31 protein-coding genes and 3 pseudogenes are annotated in these 21,739 nt (G+C 67.0%); 15 read left to right on the top strand and 19 right to left on the bottom strand.

The window, feature by feature from the left end; genetic code table 11:
- Window positions 1–52 precede the first annotated feature (52 nt).
- Window positions 53–619 carry a tyrosine-type recombinase/integrase gene (locus ACRXBZ_RS31675; RefSeq protein ID WP_433884034.1) on the top strand — a complete coding sequence of 189 codons (567 nt, stop codon included), beginning with the start codon at window positions 53–55 and terminating at the stop codon, window positions 617–619.
- 170 nt (window positions 620–789) lie between these two features.
- Here ACRXBZ_RS31675 and ACRXBZ_RS31670 read toward each other — a convergent pair whose 3' ends face one another.
- From ACRXBZ_RS31670 to ACRXBZ_RS31655, 4 genes are all read right to left on the bottom strand, one after another.
- Window positions 790–2,367: an integrase gene (locus ACRXBZ_RS31670; protein ID WP_433882159.1), complete on the bottom strand. Its 1,578-nt coding sequence runs from the start codon at window positions 2,365–2,367 to the stop codon at window positions 790–792.
- 3 nt (window positions 2,368–2,370) lie between these two features.
- Window positions 2,371–2,691, bottom strand: coding sequence for a helix-turn-helix domain-containing protein (locus tag ACRXBZ_RS31665; protein ID WP_433882158.1), 321 nt, complete (start codon window positions 2,689–2,691; stop codon window positions 2,371–2,373).
- A complete protein-coding gene (locus ACRXBZ_RS31660) occupies window positions 2,688–3,767 on the bottom strand; it encodes a tyrosine-type recombinase/integrase (protein WP_433882157.1) in 1,080 nt (359 codons plus the stop codon). Before ACRXBZ_RS31660 ends, ACRXBZ_RS31665 begins: the two co-directional genes overlap by 4 nt.
- Window positions 3,768–3,945: 178 nt before the next feature.
- Window positions 3,946–4,194, bottom strand: coding sequence for a hypothetical protein (locus tag ACRXBZ_RS31655; protein WP_433882156.1), 249 nt, complete (start codon window positions 4,192–4,194; stop codon window positions 3,946–3,948).
- A gap of 23 nt (window positions 4,195–4,217) precedes the next feature.
- Here ACRXBZ_RS31655 and ACRXBZ_RS31650 point away from each other — a divergent pair, with 23 nt between their 5' ends.
- Window positions 4,218–4,361, top strand: a complete 144-nt coding sequence (locus tag ACRXBZ_RS31650) for a hypothetical protein (RefSeq protein ID WP_433882155.1) — start codon at window positions 4,218–4,220, stop codon at window positions 4,359–4,361.
- Between the two features lie 128 nt (window positions 4,362–4,489).
- Here the strand turns inward: ACRXBZ_RS31650 and ACRXBZ_RS31645 are convergent, their stop codons facing one another.
- Window positions 4,490–4,735, bottom strand: a complete 246-nt coding sequence (locus ACRXBZ_RS31645) for a hypothetical protein (protein WP_433882154.1) — start codon at window positions 4,733–4,735, stop codon at window positions 4,490–4,492.
- A 285-nt stretch (window positions 4,736–5,020) separates the two neighbouring features.
- Here ACRXBZ_RS31645 and ACRXBZ_RS31640 point away from each other — a divergent pair.
- Window positions 5,021–5,297, top strand: a pseudogene (locus ACRXBZ_RS31640) (transposase); the annotation flags it as partial.
- Between the two features lie 55 nt (window positions 5,298–5,352).
- Here the strand turns inward: ACRXBZ_RS31640 and ACRXBZ_RS31635 are convergent.
- Window positions 5,353–5,835, bottom strand: coding sequence for a winged helix-turn-helix transcriptional regulator (locus ACRXBZ_RS31635; protein ID WP_433882153.1), 483 nt, complete (start codon window positions 5,833–5,835; stop codon window positions 5,353–5,355).
- A gap of 213 nt (window positions 5,836–6,048) precedes the next feature.
- Window positions 6,049–6,486, bottom strand: a complete 438-nt coding sequence (locus tag ACRXBZ_RS31630) for a tautomerase family protein (RefSeq protein ID WP_433882152.1) — start codon at window positions 6,484–6,486, stop codon at window positions 6,049–6,051.
- Window positions 6,487–6,619: 133 nt separating this feature from the next.
- On the opposite strand from ACRXBZ_RS31630, the gene ACRXBZ_RS31625 reads away from it, so the two are divergent.
- From ACRXBZ_RS31625 to ACRXBZ_RS31610, 4 genes are all read left to right on the top strand, one after another.
- Window positions 6,620–7,675 carry an aldo/keto reductase gene (locus ACRXBZ_RS31625; protein ID WP_433882151.1) on the top strand — a complete coding sequence of 352 codons (1,056 nt, stop codon included), beginning with the start codon at window positions 6,620–6,622 and terminating at the stop codon, window positions 7,673–7,675.
- A 33-nt stretch (window positions 7,676–7,708) separates the two neighbouring features.
- Window positions 7,709–8,233 carry a PaaI family thioesterase gene (locus ACRXBZ_RS31620; protein ID WP_433882150.1) on the top strand — a complete coding sequence of 175 codons (525 nt, stop codon included), beginning with the start codon at window positions 7,709–7,711 and terminating at the stop codon, window positions 8,231–8,233.
- Window positions 8,230–9,561, top strand: a complete 1,332-nt coding sequence (locus tag ACRXBZ_RS31615) for an MFS transporter (protein WP_433882149.1) — start codon at window positions 8,230–8,232, stop codon at window positions 9,559–9,561. Before ACRXBZ_RS31620 ends, ACRXBZ_RS31615 begins: the two co-directional genes overlap by 4 nt.
- A 93-nt stretch (window positions 9,562–9,654) precedes the next feature.
- The gene (locus ACRXBZ_RS31610) at window positions 9,655–9,795 is read left to right on the top strand and encodes a hypothetical protein (protein ID WP_433882148.1); all 141 of its coding nucleotides are present in this window, start codon (window positions 9,655–9,657) and stop codon (window positions 9,793–9,795) included.
- Window positions 9,796–9,830: 35 nt separating this feature from the next.
- Here the strand turns inward: ACRXBZ_RS31610 and ACRXBZ_RS31605 are convergent, their stop codons facing one another.
- A complete protein-coding gene (locus ACRXBZ_RS31605) occupies window positions 9,831–10,466 on the bottom strand; it encodes a JmjC domain-containing protein (protein WP_433882147.1) in 636 nt (211 codons plus the stop codon).
- A 466-nt stretch (window positions 10,467–10,932) separates the two neighbouring features.
- On the opposite strand from ACRXBZ_RS31605, the gene ACRXBZ_RS31600 reads away from it, so the two are divergent.
- Complete coding sequence (locus tag ACRXBZ_RS31600; protein ID WP_433884033.1) at window positions 10,933–11,109, top strand: helix-turn-helix domain-containing protein; 177 nt, start codon at window positions 10,933–10,935, stop codon at window positions 11,107–11,109.
- Here ACRXBZ_RS31600 and ACRXBZ_RS31595 read toward each other — a convergent pair.
- Genes ACRXBZ_RS31595 through ACRXBZ_RS31585 form a run of 3 tightly spaced genes read right to left on the bottom strand, consistent with a single transcriptional unit; the run spans window position 11,095 to window position 13,088 of the window.
- Window positions 11,095–11,493 (bottom strand): zinc ribbon domain-containing protein, encoded by a 399-nt coding sequence (locus tag ACRXBZ_RS31595; RefSeq protein ID WP_433884032.1) that lies wholly within the window; start codon window positions 11,491–11,493, stop codon window positions 11,095–11,097. The two genes, ACRXBZ_RS31600 and ACRXBZ_RS31595, sit on opposite strands and share 15 nt — an antisense overlap.
- A 33-nt stretch (window positions 11,494–11,526) precedes the next feature.
- Complete coding sequence (gene tnpB / locus ACRXBZ_RS31590) at window positions 11,527–12,510, bottom strand: IS607 family element RNA-guided endonuclease TnpB (protein ID WP_433884031.1); 984 nt, start codon at window positions 12,508–12,510, stop codon at window positions 11,527–11,529.
- Between the two features lie 2 nt (window positions 12,511–12,512).
- Entirely contained in the window at window positions 12,513–13,088 is a 576-nt protein-coding gene (locus ACRXBZ_RS31585; RefSeq protein WP_433882146.1) for an IS607 family transposase, read from the bottom strand.
- Between the two features lie 103 nt (window positions 13,089–13,191).
- Here ACRXBZ_RS31585 and ACRXBZ_RS31580 point away from each other — a divergent pair, with 103 nt between their 5' ends.
- Window positions 13,192–14,070 carry a hypothetical protein gene (locus ACRXBZ_RS31580; protein WP_433882145.1) on the top strand — a complete coding sequence of 293 codons (879 nt, stop codon included), beginning with the start codon at window positions 13,192–13,194 and terminating at the stop codon, window positions 14,068–14,070.
- A 92-nt stretch (window positions 14,071–14,162) separates the two neighbouring features.
- On the opposite strand, the gene ACRXBZ_RS31575 is transcribed toward ACRXBZ_RS31580, so the two are convergent.
- The 4 genes from ACRXBZ_RS31575 to ACRXBZ_RS31560 are packed head-to-tail and all read right to left on the bottom strand — an operon-like array spanning window position 14,163 to window position 16,209.
- On the bottom strand, window positions 14,163–14,972 hold the full coding sequence (locus tag ACRXBZ_RS31575) for a hypothetical protein (RefSeq protein WP_433882144.1): 810 nt from the start codon (window positions 14,970–14,972) through the stop codon (window positions 14,163–14,165).
- Window positions 14,969–15,256: a hypothetical protein gene (locus ACRXBZ_RS31570; protein ID WP_433882143.1), complete on the bottom strand. Its 288-nt coding sequence runs from the start codon at window positions 15,254–15,256 to the stop codon at window positions 14,969–14,971. Before ACRXBZ_RS31570 ends, ACRXBZ_RS31575 begins: the two co-directional genes overlap by 4 nt.
- 45 nt (window positions 15,257–15,301) lie before the next feature.
- Window positions 15,302–15,514, bottom strand: a complete 213-nt coding sequence (locus ACRXBZ_RS31565) for a hypothetical protein (protein WP_433882142.1) — start codon at window positions 15,512–15,514, stop codon at window positions 15,302–15,304.
- A complete protein-coding gene (locus tag ACRXBZ_RS31560; RefSeq protein WP_433882141.1) occupies window positions 15,511–16,209 on the bottom strand; it encodes a hypothetical protein in 699 nt (232 codons plus the stop codon). Before ACRXBZ_RS31560 ends, ACRXBZ_RS31565 begins: the two co-directional genes overlap by 4 nt.
- 88 nt (window positions 16,210–16,297) lie before the next feature.
- Between ACRXBZ_RS31560 and ACRXBZ_RS31555 the strand changes: the two are divergent.
- The 4 genes and pseudogenes from ACRXBZ_RS31555 to ACRXBZ_RS31540 all read left to right on the top strand — a co-directional run.
- Window positions 16,298–16,944 (top strand): annotated as a pseudogene (locus ACRXBZ_RS31555) (IS30 family transposase); the annotation flags it as partial.
- A gap of 86 nt (window positions 16,945–17,030) precedes the next feature.
- Entirely contained in the window at window positions 17,031–17,198 is a 168-nt protein-coding gene (locus tag ACRXBZ_RS31550; protein ID WP_433882140.1) for a hypothetical protein, read from the top strand.
- Between the two features lie 286 nt (window positions 17,199–17,484).
- The gene (locus ACRXBZ_RS31545; protein WP_433882139.1) at window positions 17,485–17,610 is read left to right on the top strand and encodes a hypothetical protein; all 126 of its coding nucleotides are present in this window, start codon (window positions 17,485–17,487) and stop codon (window positions 17,608–17,610) included.
- Entirely contained in the window at window positions 17,607–17,738 is a 132-nt protein-coding gene (locus ACRXBZ_RS31540; RefSeq protein WP_433884166.1) for a hypothetical protein, read from the top strand. Before ACRXBZ_RS31545 ends, ACRXBZ_RS31540 begins: the two co-directional genes overlap by 4 nt.
- Window positions 17,739–17,879: 141 nt before the next feature.
- On the opposite strand, the gene ACRXBZ_RS31535 is transcribed toward ACRXBZ_RS31540, so the two are convergent.
- The 4 genes and pseudogenes from ACRXBZ_RS31535 to ACRXBZ_RS31520 all read right to left on the bottom strand — a co-directional run bounded on the left by ACRXBZ_RS31535 (window position 17,880) and on the right by ACRXBZ_RS31520 (window position 19,998).
- A complete protein-coding gene (locus ACRXBZ_RS31535; RefSeq protein WP_433884030.1) occupies window positions 17,880–18,290 on the bottom strand; it encodes an arsenate reductase ArsC in 411 nt (136 codons plus the stop codon).
- 30 nt (window positions 18,291–18,320) lie between these two features.
- A pseudogene (locus ACRXBZ_RS31530) lies at window positions 18,321–18,557 on the bottom strand (three-helix bundle dimerization domain-containing protein); the annotation flags it as partial.
- A complete protein-coding gene (gene arsB, locus ACRXBZ_RS31525) occupies window positions 18,554–19,636 on the bottom strand; it encodes an ACR3 family arsenite efflux transporter (protein WP_433882138.1) in 1,083 nt (360 codons plus the stop codon). The gene arsB and the pseudogene ACRXBZ_RS31530, both read right to left, overlap by 4 nt.
- Window positions 19,633–19,998, bottom strand: a complete 366-nt coding sequence (locus ACRXBZ_RS31520) for a metalloregulator ArsR/SmtB family transcription factor (RefSeq protein ID WP_433882137.1) — start codon at window positions 19,996–19,998, stop codon at window positions 19,633–19,635. Before ACRXBZ_RS31520 ends, arsB begins: the two co-directional genes overlap by 4 nt.
- Window positions 19,999–20,080: 82 nt before the next feature.
- On the opposite strand from ACRXBZ_RS31520, the gene ACRXBZ_RS31515 reads away from it, so the two are divergent.
- Window positions 20,081–20,560: an ArsI/CadI family heavy metal resistance metalloenzyme gene (locus ACRXBZ_RS31515; RefSeq protein ID WP_433882136.1), complete on the top strand. Its 480-nt coding sequence runs from the start codon at window positions 20,081–20,083 to the stop codon at window positions 20,558–20,560.
- Window positions 20,561–20,794: 234 nt separating this feature from the next.
- Window positions 20,795–21,691, top strand: a complete 897-nt coding sequence (locus ACRXBZ_RS31510) for a Tn3 family transposase (RefSeq protein ID WP_433882135.1) — start codon at window positions 20,795–20,797, stop codon at window positions 21,689–21,691.
- Window positions 21,692–21,739: the final 48 nt, after the last annotated feature.

Raw genomic sequence — 21,739 nt, 5'->3', positions numbered from 1 at the left:
GTCACGCACACGATCATGGTCGGAGTGACCGTAGTGCAGGCGACTTCAGCACATCGCGGAGACCCGAACTCCTCTACACGCCACGGCAAACGGCCAGCTCAGCCGTGCACGCGACTTCGGACATTCACAGCTGTTCGAGACCGCCTACGTTTGCGGCGCCCGCGCCTCCGAGGTCTGCGGGATGTACGTCGACGACCTCGACCTGCGCCTGGACGACGAACACGCCCGCGTCCACGGCAAAGGAGGCTCGGTGCGCACCGTGCTGCTCGACGACCGCGGCTACGTCGCCTTGCTCAAGCTCTATCTCGCCCGCACCGGCTACACCTCGGGGCCGCTGTTCCGGGCCAGCATCAACGGAAGCGGCGGCCCGCTGTCCTACGACGCCGCCCATCACCGATGGTGCCGCTACTGCGAGAAGGCCGACGTCGACATCGACATCCACCAGCTCCGGCATGCCCACGCCACCGAACTGATCAACAACGGAGTCTCCATCGAAGCCGTCCGCCGTCGGCTCGGCCACGCCTCCATCGAGACCACCCAGATCTACACCTTGCTCGCCGACAAAATCGCCGACGACGAGATCCGCACCGCCCGTCGCCGCCGTGACACTCGGCGCTAACGCCCGCGCGTCAAACGCCCCGACCAGCGGTCACGCCCGGCCGCGGCCCCTTTCTGGCGTATTCGGTTCCCACCCCTAGGCCCCCGTGAGTTCAGCGAAATTGAGGGTTCCTCGCCGGGAACCCGAGGGTCCGATCTGCCCAGGACCAGGGCTCGACCCGTGGGTTCGCCTCAACCCGAAGTATCGCACTCGATCTCGGCGGTCAGCAGCTGGCGAGCCGAGTTGGCGTACCGGATGGCGGTTTTCGAGTCGAGTCCGAAGACGACAGCCAGGTGCAGCGGGTCCGGGCCGTGAGTGAGAGCTTCCTCAAGCTGGCGGTCGATGCGAAGTCGTTCCAGGGTCGCGGTCTGCTTGTTCAGCAGTTCGGACGCCCACGCGCCGGTCGCCGGCTTGGTCTCCAGCGCGGTGTGCTTGTTGATGATCAGGTGCGGGTTCGCGGTGTTGGGCCACCGCTCGCGCCGGTAGCGCAGCCAGTCAAGCAGCACTTGGTAGGTCAGGTCGTCCAGCGGCCGGGACCGGCCGGCGATGGTCAGGCGCCGGTTGCCGAGGTCGAGGTCATCGAGCTGGATGACGAGGATGGCGCCCACTCGTGCGGCGTGCACGCCGGCCAGCGCGACGAGAACGCGGGTGGCCGGAGTGACGGCGGCACGGGTGGTCTGTTTGAGATGTTCGGGACGAAGTGGTTGCAGGACACCAGCTTCCTGCTGTCCAACCTTGATCCGGCTGGTGGGGTTTCGGAATATGGCCTTGGTCTTCTTGGCATGGGCGAACAGCGACCTCAGCGCGATGAGCGTGGTCCTGCGCTGTTCGCCGTGCAAGCCCTTGAGCGCGACCAAGATGTCGTCGCGGGTAACCTCGCGCAAGTGGTCGTAGCGCCTTGACCAGTCCACCAGGATCGTTCGGATGCGGTTGACGTAGTTCCACACGGTGCTTGCGGCGCGAGCGCTGCTGCGCGGGCCGCCGTTGTGCAGCGTCCGCGCCCAGCGCTCGGCCTCACGGCGGATGCCCGGCGCGAGGCCGTCGAGCTTGCGGCCCAGCCAGTCCTCGAACGGTGCGGGTCGGTCATCGACGAATAGCTCCAGCATCTGGAGTATCTCGACGGTGCGCTCGGTGCTGAGGCCGCGCGCCCTCAGCGCCGGAAACATCTCGCTGTAGCTGACTTTCTGCCCCTCGGCATGGTCGGAGAGCAGGATGATCAGCGCGTCATCGACGTCACCGCGCACTCGCGCAACCCAACCGCGGGCCTCGCCGTGGCGGTGGGCGACATGGCGTGCCCAGGCCAGCCACGGGTTGGCCAGGTTGGTGTGTTCACGGGTGAAACTCGTGAAGTCCCGCGCCAGGGCGAACAACGGCAGCTGCGCTCCGACGAGACGGGGCCGGCCGGCGGGCGGCGGGGCGGGCTTGCGCGGCCGCCCGATCCGCCCATGCGCCCGAACCCGGCGCAGTTTCTTGTCTCGACCGCAGCGCGGATTCATGTGCGCGAAAAAGAGCTGGTGGCAAGGCAGATTCGGCAGGCAGGACTCCGCTGTGACGGACAATGGCGCGGCCGCGGCCTCGATGCGGGCCTGCGACCAGCACAACCGGCAGTACTGCTTGCGCACCGGTAGCCGACGAGAACAACCAGCGCAGCGGCCGATCGCATGCTGCTGCGCGAACCGGGAGCACGCGCTGCACCGGCGGTTGACGACCAGGCCCCAGGCCAGGCAGTCGGTGCACGACGTCATCACAGTGCGGTGAGGGCGAGGCATCGGCTACTCCGGTGGCAGCGACCTGCCGTCGCGTCGTTTCGGCGCCACCCCGGCCACCCCGGCCGCAGCCGCGGTCGGCGCCTGATCGGAGCTGGGCTGGGTCACCTTCTCCGGCTCGGGAATGAGCACCTCGCCGATCGGGCAGCCCAGCACGGCGCAGATGACGTCGAGGTCGTCGAGCTTGATGCTGGCCGGCTGCCCGGACCACAGGCCGGACATCTTCCCGGCCGAGATCACCAGGCCGCGCTCGGCGAGCATGCTTTGCAGCTCGCTGGCCTTCCAGATGCCTCGGTTCGCGGCGGCCAGCCGCAGATTCCACTTCATGACAGCAGTCCTCCCAGGCGCCCGGCGGCGCGCTGCTGGCCAGCGATCCAGGCGTCCTCGATCCGGGTCCGATGAACGTGAACATAATTCAGAGTTGACGCGATCCAGGCATGTCCGAGCAGTTCCTGAACGGAGATCAAGTCCAAACCGGACAGATAGAGCTGACTGGCGCAGTAATGCCGCATGACATGCGGCGTCAGCGTGTCCGCCCAGCTCGGCAGGTGTGCGGCGGTGGCGTCGGCCAGGCCGCCACGGAGGGCGTCGTCGCCGATGCGTTTGCAGGTGCCGTCGGCGTTTTTGCGTTCGGACGGGAACAGTGGCGCGCCGGGGCGGGTGTGGTCAGCGTCGTCGAAGTGGCCCCACACGTCCTCGACGAACCAGCGCAGCGTCCGGTCCGCTCCGTTGATCAGCGGCACCATTCGCTCGCGCGGGCCGCTGCCGCGGGCGCCCTTGCCGACGCGCACATGCAGCTTGCCGAACCGGCCCAGGTTCCACTTCACGTCGGCCAGGTCGAGGTTGCGGGCCTCGTTCACCCGCAAGCCGACCTCGGACATCAGCTTCGCGGCGACGTAGTTGCGGGCGGTCGGGGCGAACTTCCGGCAGGTCACCAGCTCGCCCCGCCACCCGGTGAACAGGGTCTTGACCTCGGCCTCGGTCGGCGGGATGCGCAGCGCGGCCTGCTTGCGGCCGCGGGGCTTGTTCATCTCGTCGATCGGACACTGCACAACCCGGCCGGTGAGGGCGTGAATCTCGACCTGGTGTCGCAGCTCCAAAAACGCGAAGAACGTGGTCAACGCCTGCGCCCGCGCGAGCCTGGTGCCCTTCGCGGCGGTGCGCAGCACCTTGCCGAAGTAGGTGTCCGCGTCGGTGGGATCCATGTCCCACAACGGTTTTCCGAACCAGGTGCGCACCTGCTCCAGGTGTCCGATGTCGGAGGCGATCGTGCCGTCAGCCAGCCCGGCCGACGCGCGAGCGAGCACGAAACCAGCCAGCACATCGGTCTCGAACGCCGCGATCTCCTCCGCGCTAGCCGGCGCCCGCCGCTCCCGCAGATCCCGTACGACCGCCAGACCCACCCCAGACCCCGCCTTCACCAACGTCGCTCTTTGCTCGATCGAGGCGAGATCATTTCAGAGTTACTGAAGAACGATCACATCGGGGCCTGCCCTCTCGGACGGGCGCGCACGCCCTGGTCCTGGGCAGATCGGACCCTCGCGTCCCCACCGAGGAACCCCGGAACACGAGGGTTATCTCTTACTTGCGCCAGGTGTCCTCATCCCGGGCAAGCATCCGCGCCGACGCGAAGAACCCGTTCACCCGCCGGTCCGGCAACCCGTCCGGGCCCAGCAGGAACGGCTGCCCGGGCACCCGGCCATGCGCCCTCAGCAACGCAGGCAACCGGTCACCAAACCGCCGCGCCACCGGATCCTCGAACGACGACCAATGCCGCGCCGGGGCAACGAAGAACACCCGCCATTTCAGAACACCAGCGCTCGCGATCACCGCCGCAAGCTAGCCCCAGCACCGTGCTCACCCGGCAACACGACACGGCACAACAACCCGAACGGGTAGAGAAGCTCGGCCGCTACTCGTTCCTGACCCCGGAGCTGGCCGGCGGGCTGCGCCCGCTGCGCGACCCGGCGACTCCGGACGAAGACGACGACGTGTAGCGGCTCGTGGTGCTGCCCGGCTGGCACCGGGCAGCACCACGAAGTCGTGCCAGGCATTTCGGGGCAGTGAAGCGGTCCTCTGGCCAGCAACGCCGAGGGTTTCTACACGATCACCCCGGCGGCCATCGTCAGGCCGTGAGGCCGCGCAGCGCCTCGTCGATCCGGGTGAGCAGAACCCGTGCGGCATCAAGCGCTGTTTCCGGCTCCAGCTCGGAGGAGATCAGCGACAGTTCCGCCGCTGATCGGTAGGACAGCAGCGCCAGCGTCAAGGTCGCCGCGTCGCGAGCCGCCGGCAGCTGGCTCAGCAACTCCCGGCCCGGATCCACGACCGGCCAGCGATAGTCACCAAACGGGTTGGGAACGTCCCTGGTCACAGGGCGGACTCTAGCGGGACTGCGCCGCCAACACCCGCTTCTACCGGTACGCCTCACCCAGTCAGGAGAAGCCGGTCTGACCCGCTACGTTGCCCGGCATGGGCTTCTCCACCGAGCAAATCGGGGCCTGAGTAGCAGTCGAACAGGATCCTCCGTTAGCGGAATCAGCCCGCAGCGTTACTGCCCAGGTGGCGGTAGAGGGTGGTTCGGGAGACCCCGAACGCGGCGGCGACTTCGTCGGGCGACTGGCCGGCGTCGACGGCGGCTGCCGGTCGTCGAGTTGCGCTGGTAGCCGAGATGAGCGAACACCTCGGCTACGACAAGGGCGATCCCGCCGGCCGCGGCACCGGTTAACCACCGCAATGGCAGCTCGGCGAAAACGGTGCAGACCGAGGTCGGCCCAGTGCCTATGGAGGTGCCCCGAGACCGGCGGGGCGAGTTCAAGCCGCAGATCGTGCCCAAGCATGCTCGCCGCGTCGCGGGGTTCGATGAGGCCGTGATCTCGTTGTATGCCAAGGCATTGACCACTGGTGAGACCCAGGCGCATCTGGCGAGATCTATCAGACCGAGGTGTCCAAGGTCTTGGTCCGTCGCGAGGATGATCTGGGCCGGTGGTTTCACACGGGTGAGGCCTTGGCCGCGCTCTTGCGAACGAAGGCTACTTCCGTGTCGGGGACTATTCTGCCGTGCGGGTCGAGCAGGGCAGCGTGGACGTGTTCGTGCGTATCGGTGGCGACGGGAAGCACGCGCGACCTCTGCGCCTGGGGGACGTGTGCTTCGCCCCACTGCTGCATGGCGACCATGACGACCTTCAGCTCCTCGCCCGCCGGGGTCAGGTCGTAAGCGTCGCGGGTGCGCTGGCCGGGCTCCTGGTAAGGGGTCTTCTGCAGCACTCCGCGTGCGACCAGTGCGGTCAGCCGGGCGCTGAGGACGTCCGAGGCGATCCCGAGGCCGTCGCGGAACTGCGCAAACGTCCGTGCGCCGAGGAACACCTCCCGGACGATCAGGAAGCTCCAGGAGTCGCTGAGCACTCCCAGGCTCCGGATGATGGCGCACGGATTCTCCAGCGCACGCGTCAGGGTCGGCGACTGTCGAGGCATACCTGCCATCCTCCCTTACAACTCATCCGGACATGGCGGCTGCGCGATCTTGCTACTCCTGTCCGGTCATAGCAGCTGTGCTTCGTGGGTCTTGTCGTAGGCGCGGATCTCGCCGAGTCGCCCGTCGCGGAGTTTGCGGGTCTGCGGTGCCGTGCTGGCCATTCCTGATGTGGCGCCTCGCGACAGCCTCCACCCTCTCGCCGTGCCTGCGGTTCAGGCGGGATTCTTGTCGTGTCCGTGATCAGCGTCGGGCTCGGGTGTGGGTGTGGGTGCGAGTTGCAGTTCGCCGCGTCCGAAGGAGAAGTTCTCCTTCGGGACCGGTATCAGCGCGATGAATACGTCGTCCCCGGCGATCCCGAGCACCTCGGTGGTCTTCTGACAGATAGCGCGGGCCAGGGCGCGCTTGTCCGGCAGGGGGCGCTCGGCGGTGAACAGGACCGTGATGATCACCGCGTCGCCGCTGCGCTCCATGCCCATGTAACCCGGATCCAGGAACAGCTCGTCCGGCCCGTGACCGGTGATCGACACGAACTGATCCTCTACCGGGATCCCGAGCGCCTCGTGCAACGCCAGTGGCAGGGCCCGCCCGAGGCCGCGCTTCTGCTCCGGCGAGAACCTGCCCGCAGGGACATGCACCTGGAACACCGGCATCCGGACTCCCCCCTGCGCCTCCCAGTGACGCGCATGCTACAAGCTGAGTTGTTATAACCAATCTAGCATCGGTAGGGTCGATCCGACGAGGGACTTCCGGATGGGACCCGCTCACGACGGACAGGAACGACGCATGCGCTACACGACTTTCGGACGCCGCACCGGCCTGCGGATCTCGCAGTACGCCCTCGGCACCGGGAACTTCGGCACCGGGTGGGGTGCCGGCACGGAGCGCGGGGAGGCGAAGACGATCTTCGACCGCTTCGTGGAGGCAGGCGGGAACTTCATCGACACCGCCGACACCTACCAGGCCGGCCAGTCCGAACAACTCGTGGGCGAGTTCATCCACGCCGACCGCGACGACCTGGTGCTGGCGACGAAGTTCACCGTCGGCGCCAACCCCGACCCAAAACTCTCCCGCACCGGCAACGCCCGCAAAAACCTGCGCGTCTCAGTCGAGGAGAGTTTGACCCGGCTCGACACGGACTACATCGACGTACTCTGGGTGCACTACCCCGATGCCCTCACCCCGATCGACGAGCTCCTGCGGGGCTTGGACGACCTCGTCACGCAGGGGAAGATCCTCTACGCCGCGTTCTCGAACTTCCCCGCTTGGCGCGTCTCCCGCGCCTCCCTCCTCGCGGACGTGTCGGGGTGGGCTCCGGTGGCAGGCATCCAGGTGGAGTACAGCCTCGTCGAGCGCACCGCAGAACGCGAGCTGCTGCCCATGGCCGAAGCTCTCGGCCTCGGCGTCGCCCTCTGGTCCCCGCTGGGCGGCGGACTGCTCACCGGAAAGTATCGCCAGAGCCAGGATGGGCGGCTGAGCGACTGGAACAACCTCGTCCACACCGAGTCCTCCGAGCAGAAGACCGCGATCATGGACGCAGTCATCGAGATCGCCGAACAGGTAGGCCGCACCCCGGCACAGGTCGCCACCGCCTGGGTGAGCGAACGAACCCGCCGCCTCGCGACCACGGGCGTGCCGATCATCGGCCCGCGTCACGTCGCCCAGCTCGATGACTACCTCGGCGCGCTCACCCTCGCTCTCACCGACGAGCAGTACGACCGGCTCGACGAGATCAGCACCATCGACCTCGGCATCCCGCACCAGGCGAACACGAAAGCCCTCAACCGCCTGCAGGGTGGCCTCGCCAAGTCGGTTGATGGACCGGCCGTACCCGTGTTCTGAACCCCAGATTCCGCCACTCAGGAGCTTTCCACCATGACCAACCCCGGAGCTGATCCCTCAGGGGAACGTTCGCGCACGATCCGGTACCAGGTACCCGAACGCGACAAGTCCGCTCTGTTCGATCGAACCGGGATCGAACAACTTCGTGCGATCGCCGACGGACTCTCCCCCGACCCACCGATCAGCAGCCACATCGGACTCAAGTTCGTCAAGATCGCCGATGGCGACGTCGTGATGACAGCAGTGCCGGACGAATCGCACTACAACCCCATCGGGTCCGTGCACGGCGGGTTTTTCGCCACCGTCCTGGACTCGGTGTGCGGATGCGCGGTCCACTCGACCCTCCCCGCCGGGGCCGGGTACACCAGCCTGGAGATCAAGGTGTCGTTTCTGCGCCCCATCACTGCCGACACCGGTCAGGTGACCGCCCACGGATGGGTCGTCCGCCGCGGCCGGAGCGCCGCGTTCGCCGACGCCGACATCCGAGACCGCGAGGGACGCGTCCTGGCCACCGCGTCCAGCACCTGCCTGATCATCCATCCGGACCCCGCGCCGTGAACCGACCCGATCACACCAGCAATGGCGATGCCGCGCAGGATGCTCACTTCCGGCGGGGTCGGCGGGGAGCATTCTGGGCGGCGGCCTCCGTTCTCGCCCTGGCCCTGTGGTCGTCCGGGGCGCCGAGTGTGCTGTACCCGATCTACGCCGAGAAGTGGGATCTCGCCCCGGTCGTGGTGACGACGGTGTTCGCGACCTATCAGCTCGCCCTGGTGGTCGTGCTGCCGCTGTTCGGGAACCTGTCCGACCTGTTCGGCAGACGCCGGATCATGATCGCCGGCATCGCCCTCATCGGCGCGTCCGCGCTCGTGTTCGCCTTCGCACCCCACGTCGCCTACCTCTACGCCGGGCGCGTGCTGCAAGGCACCGGGACCGGGCTCGCGATGGGCGCGGCCACCGCGTCGCTGATCGAGAACAACATCACCAGCGGTCCCCGCTTCGCCAGCACCATGGCCACGGTCGCGACCTCCACCGGCCTCACCCTCGCCCTGCTGATCAGCGGTGTCTTCGCCGAGTACCTGCCGCTGCCGCTGGTCTGGAGCTACATCGTCCTGCTCGCCCTCACCGCCGCATCGATCACCGCGCTCCTTCTCTCACCCGACGACCGCCCCCTCACCAAGACACCGTGGCGGCCCCAGGTCCCGTTCGTGCCGGCCGGGATCCGCACCGGATTCGTCATCGCGACCTTGTCGGTGGCCCTTGCATACTGCGTGGGAGCGATCTTCCTCTCCCTCGGCGCTCACATGATCGACCAGTTCACCCACACCGACAACACCGCCGTCGTCGGCACCCTCCTGGCCACCTCCTCCGCCTTCATCTGTCTCACCGGGCTCTGCACTGGACGCGTCCCCGCGCGCGCCCTCGTCTGGGCCGGCACCGGGCTCACTCTGGTCAGCCTGGCCCTCATGGCCGCGGCCAGCGCGTCCCAGTCCCTCACTCTGTTCCTGATCTGGTGCGTCATCGGCGGCATCGCTTACTCGCTCGCGTTCTCCGGCGGCCTCGGCCTCATCAACCAAATCGCCCACCCAGACCACCGCGGCGCCACACTCTCCCTGCTCTACCTCATCGCCTACACGTTCCAAGCGGCCACCGCCATCGGCGTCGGAGCGCTGGCCACCACCGGCACACTCGGACTCGCTGTCGGCGCCGCAGCAGTCGCACTTGCCGTGCTGTGCCTGAGCGTCGTGATCCTCGCGGCCATCGAATTGGCCGCACGACGTGCCACACCCCGCCCGGTGCTTGAGCGGGACGGTCTCGTGAGCGGTGCTTCCGGCCTCACGCGCCGAGCCGGAGTCCGGCAGGATCGGGCTGTGCGTGATTCCCAATGATGTTGTCAAGCGACGATCACGACGGCTTCAGCTTGGCATTCAGTGTTGTCGCGCAACCTAGCCCGTAGGACGTGGAGTCGTGGGCGAAAGCCAATGCGATTGCGGCCTGGGTATGGCGTTTCCTTCGAGCTCGACGAGCGGTCCCGCCGGGCCGCCACCGTCAACCTCGGCCTGCCTTCCTTCCGCGACATCGCCAGCCGCACCGTGACAGCCACCAAGAACAAGGCGGACTGACATGAGCGCGCGCAACCCGTCCCGGATCGCCGCAATCATGGTCGAGTCCCCAGACAACGCGGGATGCTGATGACCTCACCGGCGCGCAGCACCCCAGACCACACGATCTCGGCTGGTGGTTCGGTGTTGGGGTCGGTGTCCCGGTACAACGGGGCCACGCGGGACGGGCCGCGCACCTCCCATCGTTTGGACCCGGCCAGTTGCACGATGATCGTGGGGTGGTCGTCCCAGTGCAGATCGAACCCGGCGGCGTCTCCGGTGGTCAGATAGGCGTTGACCTGGGTGGTCATGCCGCACCACCACTGCAACGCCCGGCAGGCTGCCTCCAGCGTCGGGTCGAGGTGGTTGAGGGCGTCGACGATGACCTGCGTCCCGTCTGTCAGTAGCACCCCGAGTTTCTCGGTGTCCACAATGGGCACCGACTGGCCCCGGCGGCTGGTGCGGGTGGTCAGGTAGGCGCGGGTGTGGACGTCGGCGCCGTGCTGCAACACGCGGATCTGCGGGAAGTCCAGCGATCGCCAGGACAGCAGGTCCAGCAGCCGGTGTGGGGTGAGCAGCCGCGTGACCACCGCGGGGTCTGGCAGGGTGCCCCGGGCGAAGTCCCGCCCCAGGTCCCCGGCGCCCTCCCAGGCCAATGTCTGCTCAAGATCGCGGACGAATCGAAGCGTCATGAAGACCTCCATGCGAAAGACACAGGCGGGTGATTGGAGAGAGGGGTGCGGGCCCAGCGGGGCTCAGAGCGCGGCCGTGCCAGGCCCCGCACCCTCGGTGTGGCGGGTTCCTAGGCTCCCGGAGGCGGGTCCTTGGTCTCGCCGGAATCGTTGCCGTCCGAGGTCATCGCCATGCGGTCGCGGTTCTGAGCCGCTCCACGCTCAACAGCAGCTCGTCGTCCATCCCTAGTCACCTCCCTCTGCGGTCGTGTGGTCGTGGCGGCGATGTCCACGTAACCGCAAGGTGACAGCACTTGGAGTTCGTTGTGCCGGTTACGCACATCGGTTGCCGATCAGGCATTTCGGGGTGACCCGCTCCCTGCACGGCTACGGTGAGCCATGACGCGATCACTGGAGGCACGCATGCGGCAGGCGGGCATGGGGCACCAGGCAGGCCCGGCAGGCCAAGGGCTGGACCCAGGACGAGCTGGGGCGCCGCATCGGCTACACCAAGACGCGGGTCTCCAGGGCAGAGACAGGAGCACAACCGATCCGGGACGTCGCTGTTCTGCGCCAGCTCGCGGACGTTCTCGGCGTGCCGCCGTCGATGTTCGGACTCGCCGATCAGTCACCTACCGTTCCTAAAGTTTCAGTGAATCTCTAGGAGTCCACCGTTACCGGCGGACGGTCCCCGTCTTGCCCGCGTGGACGCAGTGCGGGGTGGACGCTTCCCAGCCACCTGCCCGCCTGCGCGGGTCTTCCGGTCCGCTCCACGTCCTTTCGACCCATTCGGGTCTGGGTTTCCGGCCACTCCGGCACCCATCATGATGTCCTCGGCCAGTGTGGCGAGGTTGTGTGCGGCATTCAGGTCACGGTCGATGACCAGGCCGCACGCGGTGTTGTCGCAGCGAAACACCCGGTCCGAGAGGCGTAGCTTGGCTTTCACCACACCACAGGCCGAACATGTTTTGCTGGACGGAAACCACCGGTCAGCGACAACCAGCCGGCCGCCGTGCCAGCTGGTTTTGTAGTCGAGTTGCCTCCTGATCTCGGCGAACCCGGCATCGCTGATGGCGCGCGCTCACTTCCGGTTGGCCAACATCCCTGACACGCCCAGGTCTTCGACCACCACGGTGCCGATGTGGGCGGCGAGTCCGGCAGTGAGCTTGTGGATCCCGTCGCGCCGCAGGTTGGTCACGCGGTGGTGGATTCGGTTGCGACGCCGGTTGGCACGTTTCCACCGATTCGACGCCTTCTGTCCCGTACGTTTGCCCGGTCCTTGCCGACGCGACACCGTGCCAGACCACCTGCGCAGCTTTTTCTGAGCCTTGCGCAGGTGTTCCGGGTTGCCCACGGCCCCCTGCTCGTCGGTGACACCCGGAACTGGTCGCGAGCACACCGCGAGGTGCGAGATCCCGAGATCCACTCCCACGGTCGCGGCAGGATCAGCGGGTTTCGTCTCGCTGCGTTGGACTTCGCAGGTGAAAGCGACGAACCAGCGTCCACCCTCGAACCGCACAGTGGCCGACAAGATGCGTGCGGTTCCCGTTTCGATACGCCGGGCGAGCTTGCGGGTGGACTCGTGCGTCTTGAGCGTCCCCAGCCTGGGAAGTGTGACGTGGTGCCGGTCCGGTTCGATGCGGATGGTTCCGGTGGTGAACCGCACTGACAATGCTGACCGGTGCTTGGACTTGAACCGCGGAAACCCGACCTTTCGGCCCACGCGCTTGCCGCTGCGGGAGTCGTTCCAGTTCTTCAACGCACGAGCCAGGTTGTCCAGTCCGGTGTTGTAGGACTCTGTGGAGTTTTCCGGCCACCACGCAGCCACCTCGTCCTTGGTGGCGTTCCAGGCGCGCCGAAGACCAGCCAGGGACCAGTTCAACGACGGCGTGAGCTGATCTTCGCCGATGCCGTAGGTGCGTTCGGCGGTGCGCTGGTCCAGGTTCGCCTTCACCCCAGCCAACGCCCAGTTGTAGGCCACCCGCGCCGCTCCGCAGTGCGACAACACCGCACGCTCCTGCGTGGGCGTGAGGTCGAGCGCGTACCGGTACGCCTGATGCACCATGCTCACAGACCAGTGACCTCAGCGGTCGCGCACGCGACACCCGCTTCCGCGCGTTTGCGTGCCGACCTGCGCCCGTACAGGCGTGCACACATCGAGGTGAGCACGTCCACCATGTCCCGCACGAGGTCGTCTTTCACTTCTTCTGGGTTGAGCACGACGATCCGACGTCCGGTAGCGGCCAAGGCGGATTCCAGGTGTTCGACACCAAAACGAGCCAACCTGTCGCGGTGCTCCACCACGATCGTGGACACCCGTGGGTCAACGAGGAGTTTCCGCAACTTCGGCCGGTTCCCGTTCAGACCAGAACCGACCTCGGTCACGGTTTCATCGATTGAGATGCCCTGTTCACCACACGCGGCGACGACCCGACCCGCTTGACGTTCGAGGTCGTCTTTCTGGTCAGCGCTAGACACCCGGCAGTACGCGACGGTGAACCCGGTGGGCCGGTCATGTTCGCGCACGAGCCACGTCCCAGATGGTGTTTGCACCACCGGAACCGGCATGCGACCGGACTTCGCCCAAGCCCACGCGGTTTGGTAGTGCACACCTTCCCGTTCAGCCCACTCCGATAGCCTCACAAGATCACCATACACCATGATGATCACTGATAATTACAGAGATCCAATCCAACAGTTTCCGACCCTGACGTCCAACCTGGACATACGCACCTCGGAGGGCCCAGTGGACCGTCGTGCATTCCTCGGCGGGGCCAGCGCGTTCGGCGTCTCGGCCGCGTTCACCCGACCTGCTTCGGCTGCCGAGCCGGATCTGGCGGTACTGCTGGAAAAACGGATCTCGACCTGCCTGTTCACCACCACCGGCGCCAGTGCCGCGCCAATGCAGGTGGACGAGTTGCGAGCGCGCCTGGACCGCGCGCGGGCCGGATACGACGCGTGCCGCTACGTGTGGCTGGCCGACGAACTCCCGCGGCTGATCTCCGCCGCTGAAGCGACCATGACTGAGGCACCGACAACCGAAGCTGCGGCGCTGGCCTCAGCCAGCTACCAGCTCACCGCGCACGCGCTGGCGAAACTCCTGGTCTCCGGGGTGCAGCCGATGGCAGCCGACCGCGCCGTTACCCGCGCACAGCAGGCCGGCGATCCCCTGGTGCTAGCGCAGGCCCGGCGAGTGCTCTCCACCGCAGCCCGCCGGATCGGTGACTACGAGCAGGCCGAACGGGTCGGTATCCGCGCGATCGAGGACCTCCCACTTGCCCGGCAGGCTTGTCCGGCTACGGGACGGCACGCGGTCGAACTGTGGTGCGTGGCCGGATACGCAGCGGCCGTCCGAGGTGACAGGGACCGCTCCGTGGAGTGCTACCGCGAAGCAACTTCCGTGGCTGCCCACATCGACGACCCGGCGATCCTGCACCGTCCACACCACACGCCAGCCCTGATCGCGCAGTGTGGTCAGCTCGGCCAGAAACTCCCGTGCCTTCGCGGCGGTGCGCCGTCCGGCGGTGTCCCGGTAGAGACGTTTGAGCCGGTGCAGATTGATCACGCCCGGTACCGGCTCCTCGTGGAGATCGTGGAGATTCGTGGCGAACCGGAGATTCAGTGAGGCGGGTGCGTGCTCGTCCAGCTGGGAGAAATAGGGGCTTGAACTGGCCGGGTAACGGGAGATCACCACCCAGGGCGGTGCGGTGCTGCTGCTCATAGTGATTCCTCCGGGGAGACGAGTGTGCGGGTCCACCAGGTCACGGCGGACCGGAAGCGGGACAGGCAGGTCGTGGGAGTACGACAGGCGCCGGTCCATTCGAACGCCACTTCGAGCGGATGGCCGCTGGTGATGTGCTTGGCGGCATGGCCGGCGGCCAGCCGGTGCCCGATGCCGTCGAGGCCGTGGCCATCGTCGGACAGATGCAGGACCGCGGCGTGGTGCATGATCCTCGCTAGCACTGGCCCGACGAGGCCGGTGTCCTGTTCGGTCAGCGCCTGGTGGACCTGTGCCGTATCGACCAGCAACCGGACATGCGGTGATCGGGCCAGAAGGCTTTCCAGCGCCGCCAGTGGCTCCCCGTGCAGCCAGCCGGGATGGTGCAACTCGATCAGCAAGGGCACGACCTCGCCGTCTGGTTCCGCAAGGGCGGGCGATCGATCCGGCCAGTCCACCAGCGGGGTACGGGCGAGCACCCGCACCCACCGTGCGCGGAGGAACCGCGCCACGCGTGCCAGCGCGGCGATTTCGTCCATCGCGGCGGGTGCCGCGTGCAGCACGTCGGCGAGGTCGACATCGGCGGTCAGCCCGCTGATCGGAATCGTCTGCTCTGCTGTCCGCGCCCACCGGCTCAGCGTGGCGTCGTCCTGGCGGGCCGCGTCGTAACCCCGTGGCCCCGCGCGCAGGTGGACAAACGGGATTCCTTCCGCCTGAGCCCACCTCAGCAGCTCCGGCACGCTCAGGCCCCGAACCCCGATGCTGTAGAGCCCGACCCGGGGCACCGACGGTATCGGCTGGATCGTCATGACCACTCCAGCATCAAGACCGGCTCCGGTGGCCGGTCGCCCTGATCGATCAGCGTGAACAGCCGGGGTGCCTGTTCTCTGGGGACTCTGCGGCACCACGCGGCGACCTGATCCTGGCCCAGGTCCGTGATCAGCCATCCGGCCACGCGCTCGTACGCCTCGCGGTACCGCGACGGGGTATGGCCGGTGAGTTCGTGCATGCCCACGACTGTCCAGCCACGACGGTGCACGGTCGCCGCCGCAACGGTGTCCTGTTCGTCCGGCGTGCCCAGCAGTCCCAGCACACCACCATCGCGGAGGAAACCAGCGGCACGACCGGCCCTGCGCGCTCAGACGCTTCGGCGGCTGCACCGCGACGGGTGGCGATGCGTGCTGGCCTGCAACACCCAGCGGCCGGAGGCGAATGCCGCCGCGAAACTCCCGGCATCAGCGATGTGAGCACCGGCGGCGAGCACTGCGGCCACCGCCGCCCCGTCGGGGTCCGGGCCGGGACGCGCCAGCGTCCCACCGAAATCCACCGCCAGACAACGCAGTCGGCTCATCCGCCACCTCCGGTTCCCGTCATCGAAGGCACTCGCGACATCAACGCGTGCACGTGTGCCGCGATGACCTGCGGCGGCCCGCACACCGACACCATCGGAACCTGCCACGCCAGATCGCGCACCATACTCACCCGGCGCCGTAGCGCCCGAGGGTTTTCGAACTCCCGCAACACCATGCGGTCGTCGTCGAGAACACGATCGAGTAGATGGGCCGACGCCCGCAGCCACACCGTCACCGCAGTGTGCCTTGCCACCGAATCGACTTCTCCCTGGGCCCGGCGCGGATCTCCGTCCACATCCACCGCGACCGCCAGACGCAGAGGAACCGGTGTTGCGGACGGCGCCAGCCCGAGATCGATCTTGTCCGCGCCAGATCCGGTTTCCCCCGCCAGTGCGGGAAACCACCGGGCAACCGGCCTCACCCGGACCACGTAGGCGGCTGTGCCGCCCAGCAGCCGCGGGCCGTGATCCACCGAAGGCACTTGAACCAGGGCGACATCACCGGCCGTGATCCGCCAGGCCCGTTCTTGCAGCGCCAGACCGACCAGGCTCTTACCCGCGCCATGCCCTCCCAGCAGGACTACCCCGGCACCCTCCATCTCGGCGCCGACGGCATGAACACAGACCGTGCCGCACCCGAGATGCAGCCGATGCAACCCGGCATTGACCAGACGGCGCGCATCCAGCTCGCTCACCCCCATCGGTAACCGCACATCCGGACGCCCGTCATGCTCAACCGGGTTGACCAACGACGGCCGGGAACCGGGAACATGCGGAGCCAAACGTGGCCACCTACGAAGAGTGGGTCACCAGACAAGCGGCGGCTGCCTCAAGATAGCCCTGCGTCAGGGCCGGGCCCGCCGGGTCAACCGCTCCCGCGCAACCTCGACCAGGGGAAGATCCTGGACATGGTGAACATCAGCGAACGCCCGAAAGAGGCGGACGACCGTGCGGTGCCTGGATTCTGGGAGGGCGACCTCATTATCGGCAAGGGCAACAAGTCTCAGATCGCCACGCTCGTCGAGCGTACCACGAGGTTCGTGATGCTGGTGCGGATTCCCTACGACCGCACCGCGGAACGGGTCGCCTACCTGTTGGCCAAGAAAATGGAGACGCTGCCGGAATTTATGCGGAAGAGCGTGACCTGGGACCAAGGGAAAGAAATGGCTCGCCACGCGGAGTTCACAATCCGGACCGGGATACCGATCTATTTCTGTGACCCCCACTCGCCGTGGCAACGCGGCAGCAACGAGAACACGAACGGACTGCTCCGCCAGTACTTCCCGAAAGGCACGGACCTGTCCTTGCACACCCAGGAGGAGCTTGATAAAGTAGCGGCACAGTTGAATGGCAGGCCGCGCAAGACGTTGAACTGGCGTAAGCCGATCGAAGTTTTCAACGATCTGGTGGCGAGCCATGTGTCGCCGTGATCACTTGATTCCGCCACTGATAATGCAACGGCCCTACCTTTAAGTCGTCTTCTTTGGGAGAAAACGATCTTACCCGGGTGGGGTCGTTGCTCTATTTTGAGGTGATCACCCGCTGCCTGAATAACGCTCTTATTTATCGAATTCTGTCGGCCAGAATCGGCGTAGAACCCACTTCACCGATCGACTCCGCGCCCCACGTCGGCCCGTTCCACCGGCCCGAACTGATGGAGATTCTCGCCGAACTCGCAAGCTGACCCGAGGAAGGATTCGACTCATTACGCGAAGGACATGGCGCGTCCCCCCGCACTCGTCGCTGTCCGGTGACAGATAGATCGGCCCGACGTTGAGTACTGACCTGGGTGGGCCTGAATGGTTGGCAGATGATCGAGCTGTTGGTTGTCATCGAAGGTGGCCCGTGAGTCTGTCCAAACAGGATCGTACCAGCTAATCCGGCCCAGCGGTGGCTTCATCGAAGCGACGCAGAACGTTGGCTGCGTTGGTGATTGTTTCGGGATATGTTGCGGCGTCGATGAGGTCGGGATGGTCGAGGGCGAGATGGCCTGGCCCCGCGAGATCGAACGCCACGAGGCCATCACCCGCCGGATCCAGGAACTCCTCGCCGAACTCGGCGAGCCCTGCGGTGGGACGGAGGAAGGGTGTGAATGACCAGGTCAAGATCAAAACGTCCAGATAACAACGTCTTCGGCGCCATCGAGGTGGACATCGAAGGCGAGTTGGCCCAGCTCGGCCCGACTGGCTACCGGCCGCTGCGCGTGCGCGACACCCTGTTCTGACTCGCCGGGCGCACGCGGGTGGCTTCCCGGTTCGTGGCGAAACGAACGTGGTGAGCGGTCTCCACCATGCCGCTGCGGGTGGATGGTGGAGACCGGCGACGAGTACGGGGACGAACGGCCGATGCCGCGACCGGCGTGCTGTCAGGCGGAGGCCGGGACGAGTTCGGTGAGGAGGGCCTGGACTCGGCGGTCGATGTCGTCGCGGATGGGGCGGACGTCGTCGACGGGTTTGCCGGCGGGGTCGTCGAGTTGCCAGTCGAGGTAGCGCTTGCCGGGGAAGACCGGGCAGGCGTCGCCGCAGCCCATGGTGATGACGACGTCGGCGGCCTGGACGGCTTCGGTGGTCAGGGGCTTGGGGAATTCCTTGGATAGGTCCAGCCCGATCTCGTCCATGGCCTGGGCGACGGCGGGGTTGATGGTGTCGGCGGGGGCGGACCCTGCGGAGCGGACTACGACCCGGCCCTTCGCGTGGTGGTCGAGCAAGGCGGCGGCCATCTGGGAACGGCCGGCGTTGTGCACGCAGACGAACAGGACTTCGGGCTTGCTGGACACGGGGGCTCCTTGGGTTTTGGCGATGGCGTCGAGGCGTTGGCGGGCGAAGCGCGCGGCCAGGACGGGTAGGTGGGTGTGGATGCGGGCGTGGGCGGCGAGCTGCTGGTAGGAGTCCTCCACGCATGCCTCGATGGTCTCGGCGGAGAACACGCCGTGGTAGTGCCGGGTGATGTGGTCGGCTTCGCGTCCGAGCAGGGTGTGCACGCGGGTGCTGGACAGGCGGCAGTCTTCGAGGTCGTGGCAGGCGGGGCCTTCGGACTCGGTCATGGCGACTCCACGGTGGAGGGTGTGGATCGGCGGCGCAGGGCCAGGGAGACATAGACGAGGGCAACCAGCACGGGCACCTCGATGAGCGGGCCGACGACACCGGCGAGGGCCTGGCCGCTGGTGGCGCCGAAGGTCGCGATCGCGACGGCGATGGCGAGTTCGAAGTTGTTGCCCGCGGCGGTAAAAGCCAGCGTGGTGGTGCGCTCGTAAGTCAGCCCGATGGCCTTGCCGAAGGCGTAGGACCCGGCCCACATCAGGGCGAAGTAGACCAGCAGGGGCAGCGCGATGCGGGCCACGTCCAGCGGGCGGCTGGTGACCTGGTGACCTTGCAGGGCGAAGAGGATGACGATGGTGAACAGCAGCCCATACAGCGCGACCGGACCGACCCGGGGCAGGAACTTCGTTTCGTACCAGGCACGGCTCTTGCCACGTTCGCCGAGGCGACGGGAAAGGTAGCCGGCGACCAGCGGGATGCCCAGGAAGATCAGCACGCTCTTGGCGATCTGCCACCCGGACACAGCCAGGGTGGTGGTGTCCAGGCCGAGCCAGCCCGGCAACACGGACAGGTAGAACCAGCCGAGCACCCCGAAGGCGCACACTTGGAACACGGAGTTGAGTGCCACCAGCACGGCGGCGGCTTCCCGGTCGCCGCAGGCGAGATCGTTCCAGATGATGACCATGGCGATGCAGCGGGCGAGCCCGACGATGATCAGCCCGGTGCGGTATTCGGGCAGGTCGGGCAGCAGCAGCCACGCGAGGGCGAACATCAGCGCGGGCCCGATGAGCCAGTTGAGGATCAGCGAGGGGATCAGGAGTTTACGGTCGCGGGTGACGGTGTCGAACCGGTCGTAGCGGACCTTCGCGAGCACCGGGTACATCATCACCAGCAGCCCGAGCGCGATCGGCAGCGAGATCCCGTCGACCGCCACGGCATTGAGCACGCCCTCGAGGCCGGGGATCCAGCGTCCGGCGAGCAGGCCGGCCACCATCGCGGCGCCGATCCACACCGGCAGGAAACGGTCCAGCGTGGACAGCTTCGCGACCACTCCGCTGGCGGGCGGGGTGTCAGTGGTGGTCACGCGGTCACCACCGCCGACTCGCCGGGCACCAGCACCGCTGACAGGCGGGCAAGCACCTCGGGATGCACGCGGTAATAGACCCAGGTACCCCGCCGTTCCCCGGTGATCAGCCCGGATTCGCGGAGCACCTTCAGGTGGTGGGAGATCGTCGGGCCCGTCAGGTCGAACGTGTCGGTCAGGTCGCACACGCACGCTTCGCCCCCGGCGTGGGAGGCGATCAGCGACAGCAGCCGCAGCCGCACCGGGTCGGCCATCGCCTTGAACAGCCGGGACAGTTCGACCGCCTGCTCGGCGGTCAAGGGGTCGCGAGCCAGGGGTGAACAGCAGGCGTCCATCGCCGCCAGCGGCAGTTGTTTCGACATGCCTCTATCTTGACAGGCTTCTATCTAGAGAGCAATCTAGGTTATGCCCTATTTTGATGAATGTCTATTCAAGGAGGATGGGGTGTCCCGAGTTCAGCTCGCGCTGCGTGTGGCGGACCTGGCGGAGTCGATCAAGTTCTACTCGAAGCTGTTCAACACCGAGCCGGCGAAGCTGAGGACGGGCTACGCCAACTTCGCGATCGCCGAGCCGCCGCTGAAACTGGTTTTGCTCGAAGGCGAGCCGGGCCAGAAAACGGTGATGGACCACCTGGGCGTGGAGGTGGACTCCACCGAGCAGGTCGACCAGGCCACCAAGCGCCTGACCGGCGAGGGCCTGGAAACACTGACCGAAAACGGCACCACCTGCTGCTACGCCCAGCAGGACAAGGTGTGGGTGCACGGTCCGGGCAAGGAACCATGGGAGGTCTACACCGTCATCGGCGACTCGGCCACCTTCGGGACCGACAGCGCCGCCCTGGCCACGCCGGCCACCTGCTGCCAGCCCGACACCACCACCGGCGAGGCCGACCCGGCGAACCAACCAGACGGGTGCTGCGCCTGACCAGGGGCGACGTGTGATGTGCCATGGGCGGCTCGGCGCCAGTCGCCCGCGGCACATCGGCGATTGGTCGGTCGGGGGCGTTCGGACCCGGAAACCGGTGGTCATGTTCGAGCGGTTGTTGAAGGTAGCCAAGCAGCGCATCGGCAACCGGCGAGCAGACCAATCCGCGCGGCCAGCGCTGTTCCGCAAGCCGATCGTCTAACGGAACACTGGCGTGGATGATCACGCGCCCTGGTGGGACTGTTCCGGAAGAGTGTTCCGGGGCTTGAGGAACATCGTGTCGGATCGTGCGACCTGCACATCTCGATCGCCGGGCTGCTGGTGAGCGAGTCGTGCAACATCGGCTGGACCCCGGTCATCAAGCACAGCGTCCCGGCGCTGACCCGCGACCGGCTCGCGCACGTCGACGCCACCTACCTGCGGATGGACACCCTCAAGGCCGCCAACGCCGCCCTGATCGAGCACCAGGCCCGCATCGGCCTCGCCCAGGTCTGGAGTGGCGGGCACGTGGCCAGCGTCGACGGGATGCGGTTCGTCGTGCCGGTGCAGACCATCAACGCCCGCCACAACCCGCACTACTGGGGCCAACGGCGCGGTGCGACGTGGCTGAACATGATCAATGACCAGGCCTCCGGGCTCGCGGGGAAGGTCGTGGCCGGCACTCCGCGCGACTCCCTGCACGTCCTGGACGTGCTCTACGACCGCGACGGCGGCCAGAAACCACAAATGATCGTCACCGACACCGCCAGCGCGCCGGGTACCGCTCCCACGCGAGCACGCCACCGCCGTGCTCAACGAGGAATCCCCGCCTCAGCCGGGGATTCCTCGATCCGCGTTGCACAGCGCGCCGCCGAAGCTTCGCTGCGCGGCGGCGGTGGCCTGGTCTTCGAGCCGCGTGCCGGGATCGCGCTCGGGGATGGGCGCGGCCGAGCAGGCCAACGTAGGCACCGTGGGCCGCGCGAGCACGGGAGATCACTCGGCATGTTCGGCCGTGCGGCGATCGACAACGTCTTGCCAGACCACTTACTAGGTTCGGCGGCCGTCGCACCGGTGCTATCCGCAAACCAGCTCTTTGCCGACGAAAAACCTCGTGCCTACCGCGCGGTGTTCACGGAGGAGGGCCGGCCGTGAAGATCACGACTGGATACTGGCGCGCTCTTGCCGGGCACTGGCGGAACT

The sequence above is a fragment of the Saccharopolyspora hattusasensis genome (assembly GCF_050972075.1).
GTDB classification, from domain to species: Bacteria; Actinomycetota; Actinomycetes; order Mycobacteriales; family Pseudonocardiaceae; genus Saccharopolyspora; species Saccharopolyspora hattusasensis.
This window is presented reverse-complemented; position numbering and strand designations above follow the sequence as displayed.

Excerpts from the sequence above, each read along its gene's own strand:
- ACRXBZ_RS31545 (WP_433882139.1), top strand. The coding sequence starts at position 17,485 with ATGGTCGAGGGCGAGATGGCCTGGCCCCGCGAGATCGAACGCCACGAG.
- ACRXBZ_RS31520 (WP_433882137.1), bottom strand. The coding sequence starts at position 19,998 with ATGTCGAAACAACTGCCGCTGGCGGCGATGGACGCCTGCTGTTCACCC.
- ACRXBZ_RS31565 (WP_433882142.1), bottom strand. The coding sequence starts at position 15,514 with ATGAGCCGACTGCGTTGTCTGGCGGTGGATTTCGGTGGGACGCTGGCG.
- ACRXBZ_RS31605 (WP_433882147.1), bottom strand. The coding sequence starts at position 10,466 with ATGACGCTTCGATTCGTCCGCGATCTTGAGCAGACATTGGCCTGGGAG.
- ACRXBZ_RS31625 (WP_433882151.1), top strand. The coding sequence starts at position 6,620 with ATGCGCTACACGACTTTCGGACGCCGCACCGGCCTGCGGATCTCGCAG.
- ACRXBZ_RS31575 (WP_433882144.1), bottom strand. The coding sequence starts at position 14,972 with ATGACGATCCAGCCGATACCGTCGGTGCCCCGGGTCGGGCTCTACAGC.
- ACRXBZ_RS31635 (WP_433882153.1), bottom strand. The coding sequence starts at position 5,835 with ATGCCTCGACAGTCGCCGACCCTGACGCGTGCGCTGGAGAATCCGTGC.
- ACRXBZ_RS31630 (WP_433882152.1), bottom strand. The coding sequence starts at position 6,486 with ATGCCGGTGTTCCAGGTGCATGTCCCTGCGGGCAGGTTCTCGCCGGAG.
- ACRXBZ_RS31670 (WP_433882159.1), bottom strand. The coding sequence starts at position 2,367 with ATGCCTCGCCCTCACCGCACTGTGATGACGTCGTGCACCGACTGCCTG.
- ACRXBZ_RS31620 (WP_433882150.1), top strand. The coding sequence starts at position 7,709 with ATGACCAACCCCGGAGCTGATCCCTCAGGGGAACGTTCGCGCACGATC.
- ACRXBZ_RS31540 (WP_433884166.1), top strand. The coding sequence starts at position 17,607 with ATGACCAGGTCAAGATCAAAACGTCCAGATAACAACGTCTTCGGCGCC.
- ACRXBZ_RS31610 (WP_433882148.1), top strand. The coding sequence starts at position 9,655 with ATGCGATTGCGGCCTGGGTATGGCGTTTCCTTCGAGCTCGACGAGCGG.
- ACRXBZ_RS31665 (WP_433882158.1), bottom strand. The coding sequence starts at position 2,691 with ATGAAGTGGAATCTGCGGCTGGCCGCCGCGAACCGAGGCATCTGGAAG.
- tnpB (WP_433884031.1), bottom strand. The coding sequence starts at position 12,510 with ATGGTGCATCAGGCGTACCGGTACGCGCTCGACCTCACGCCCACGCAG.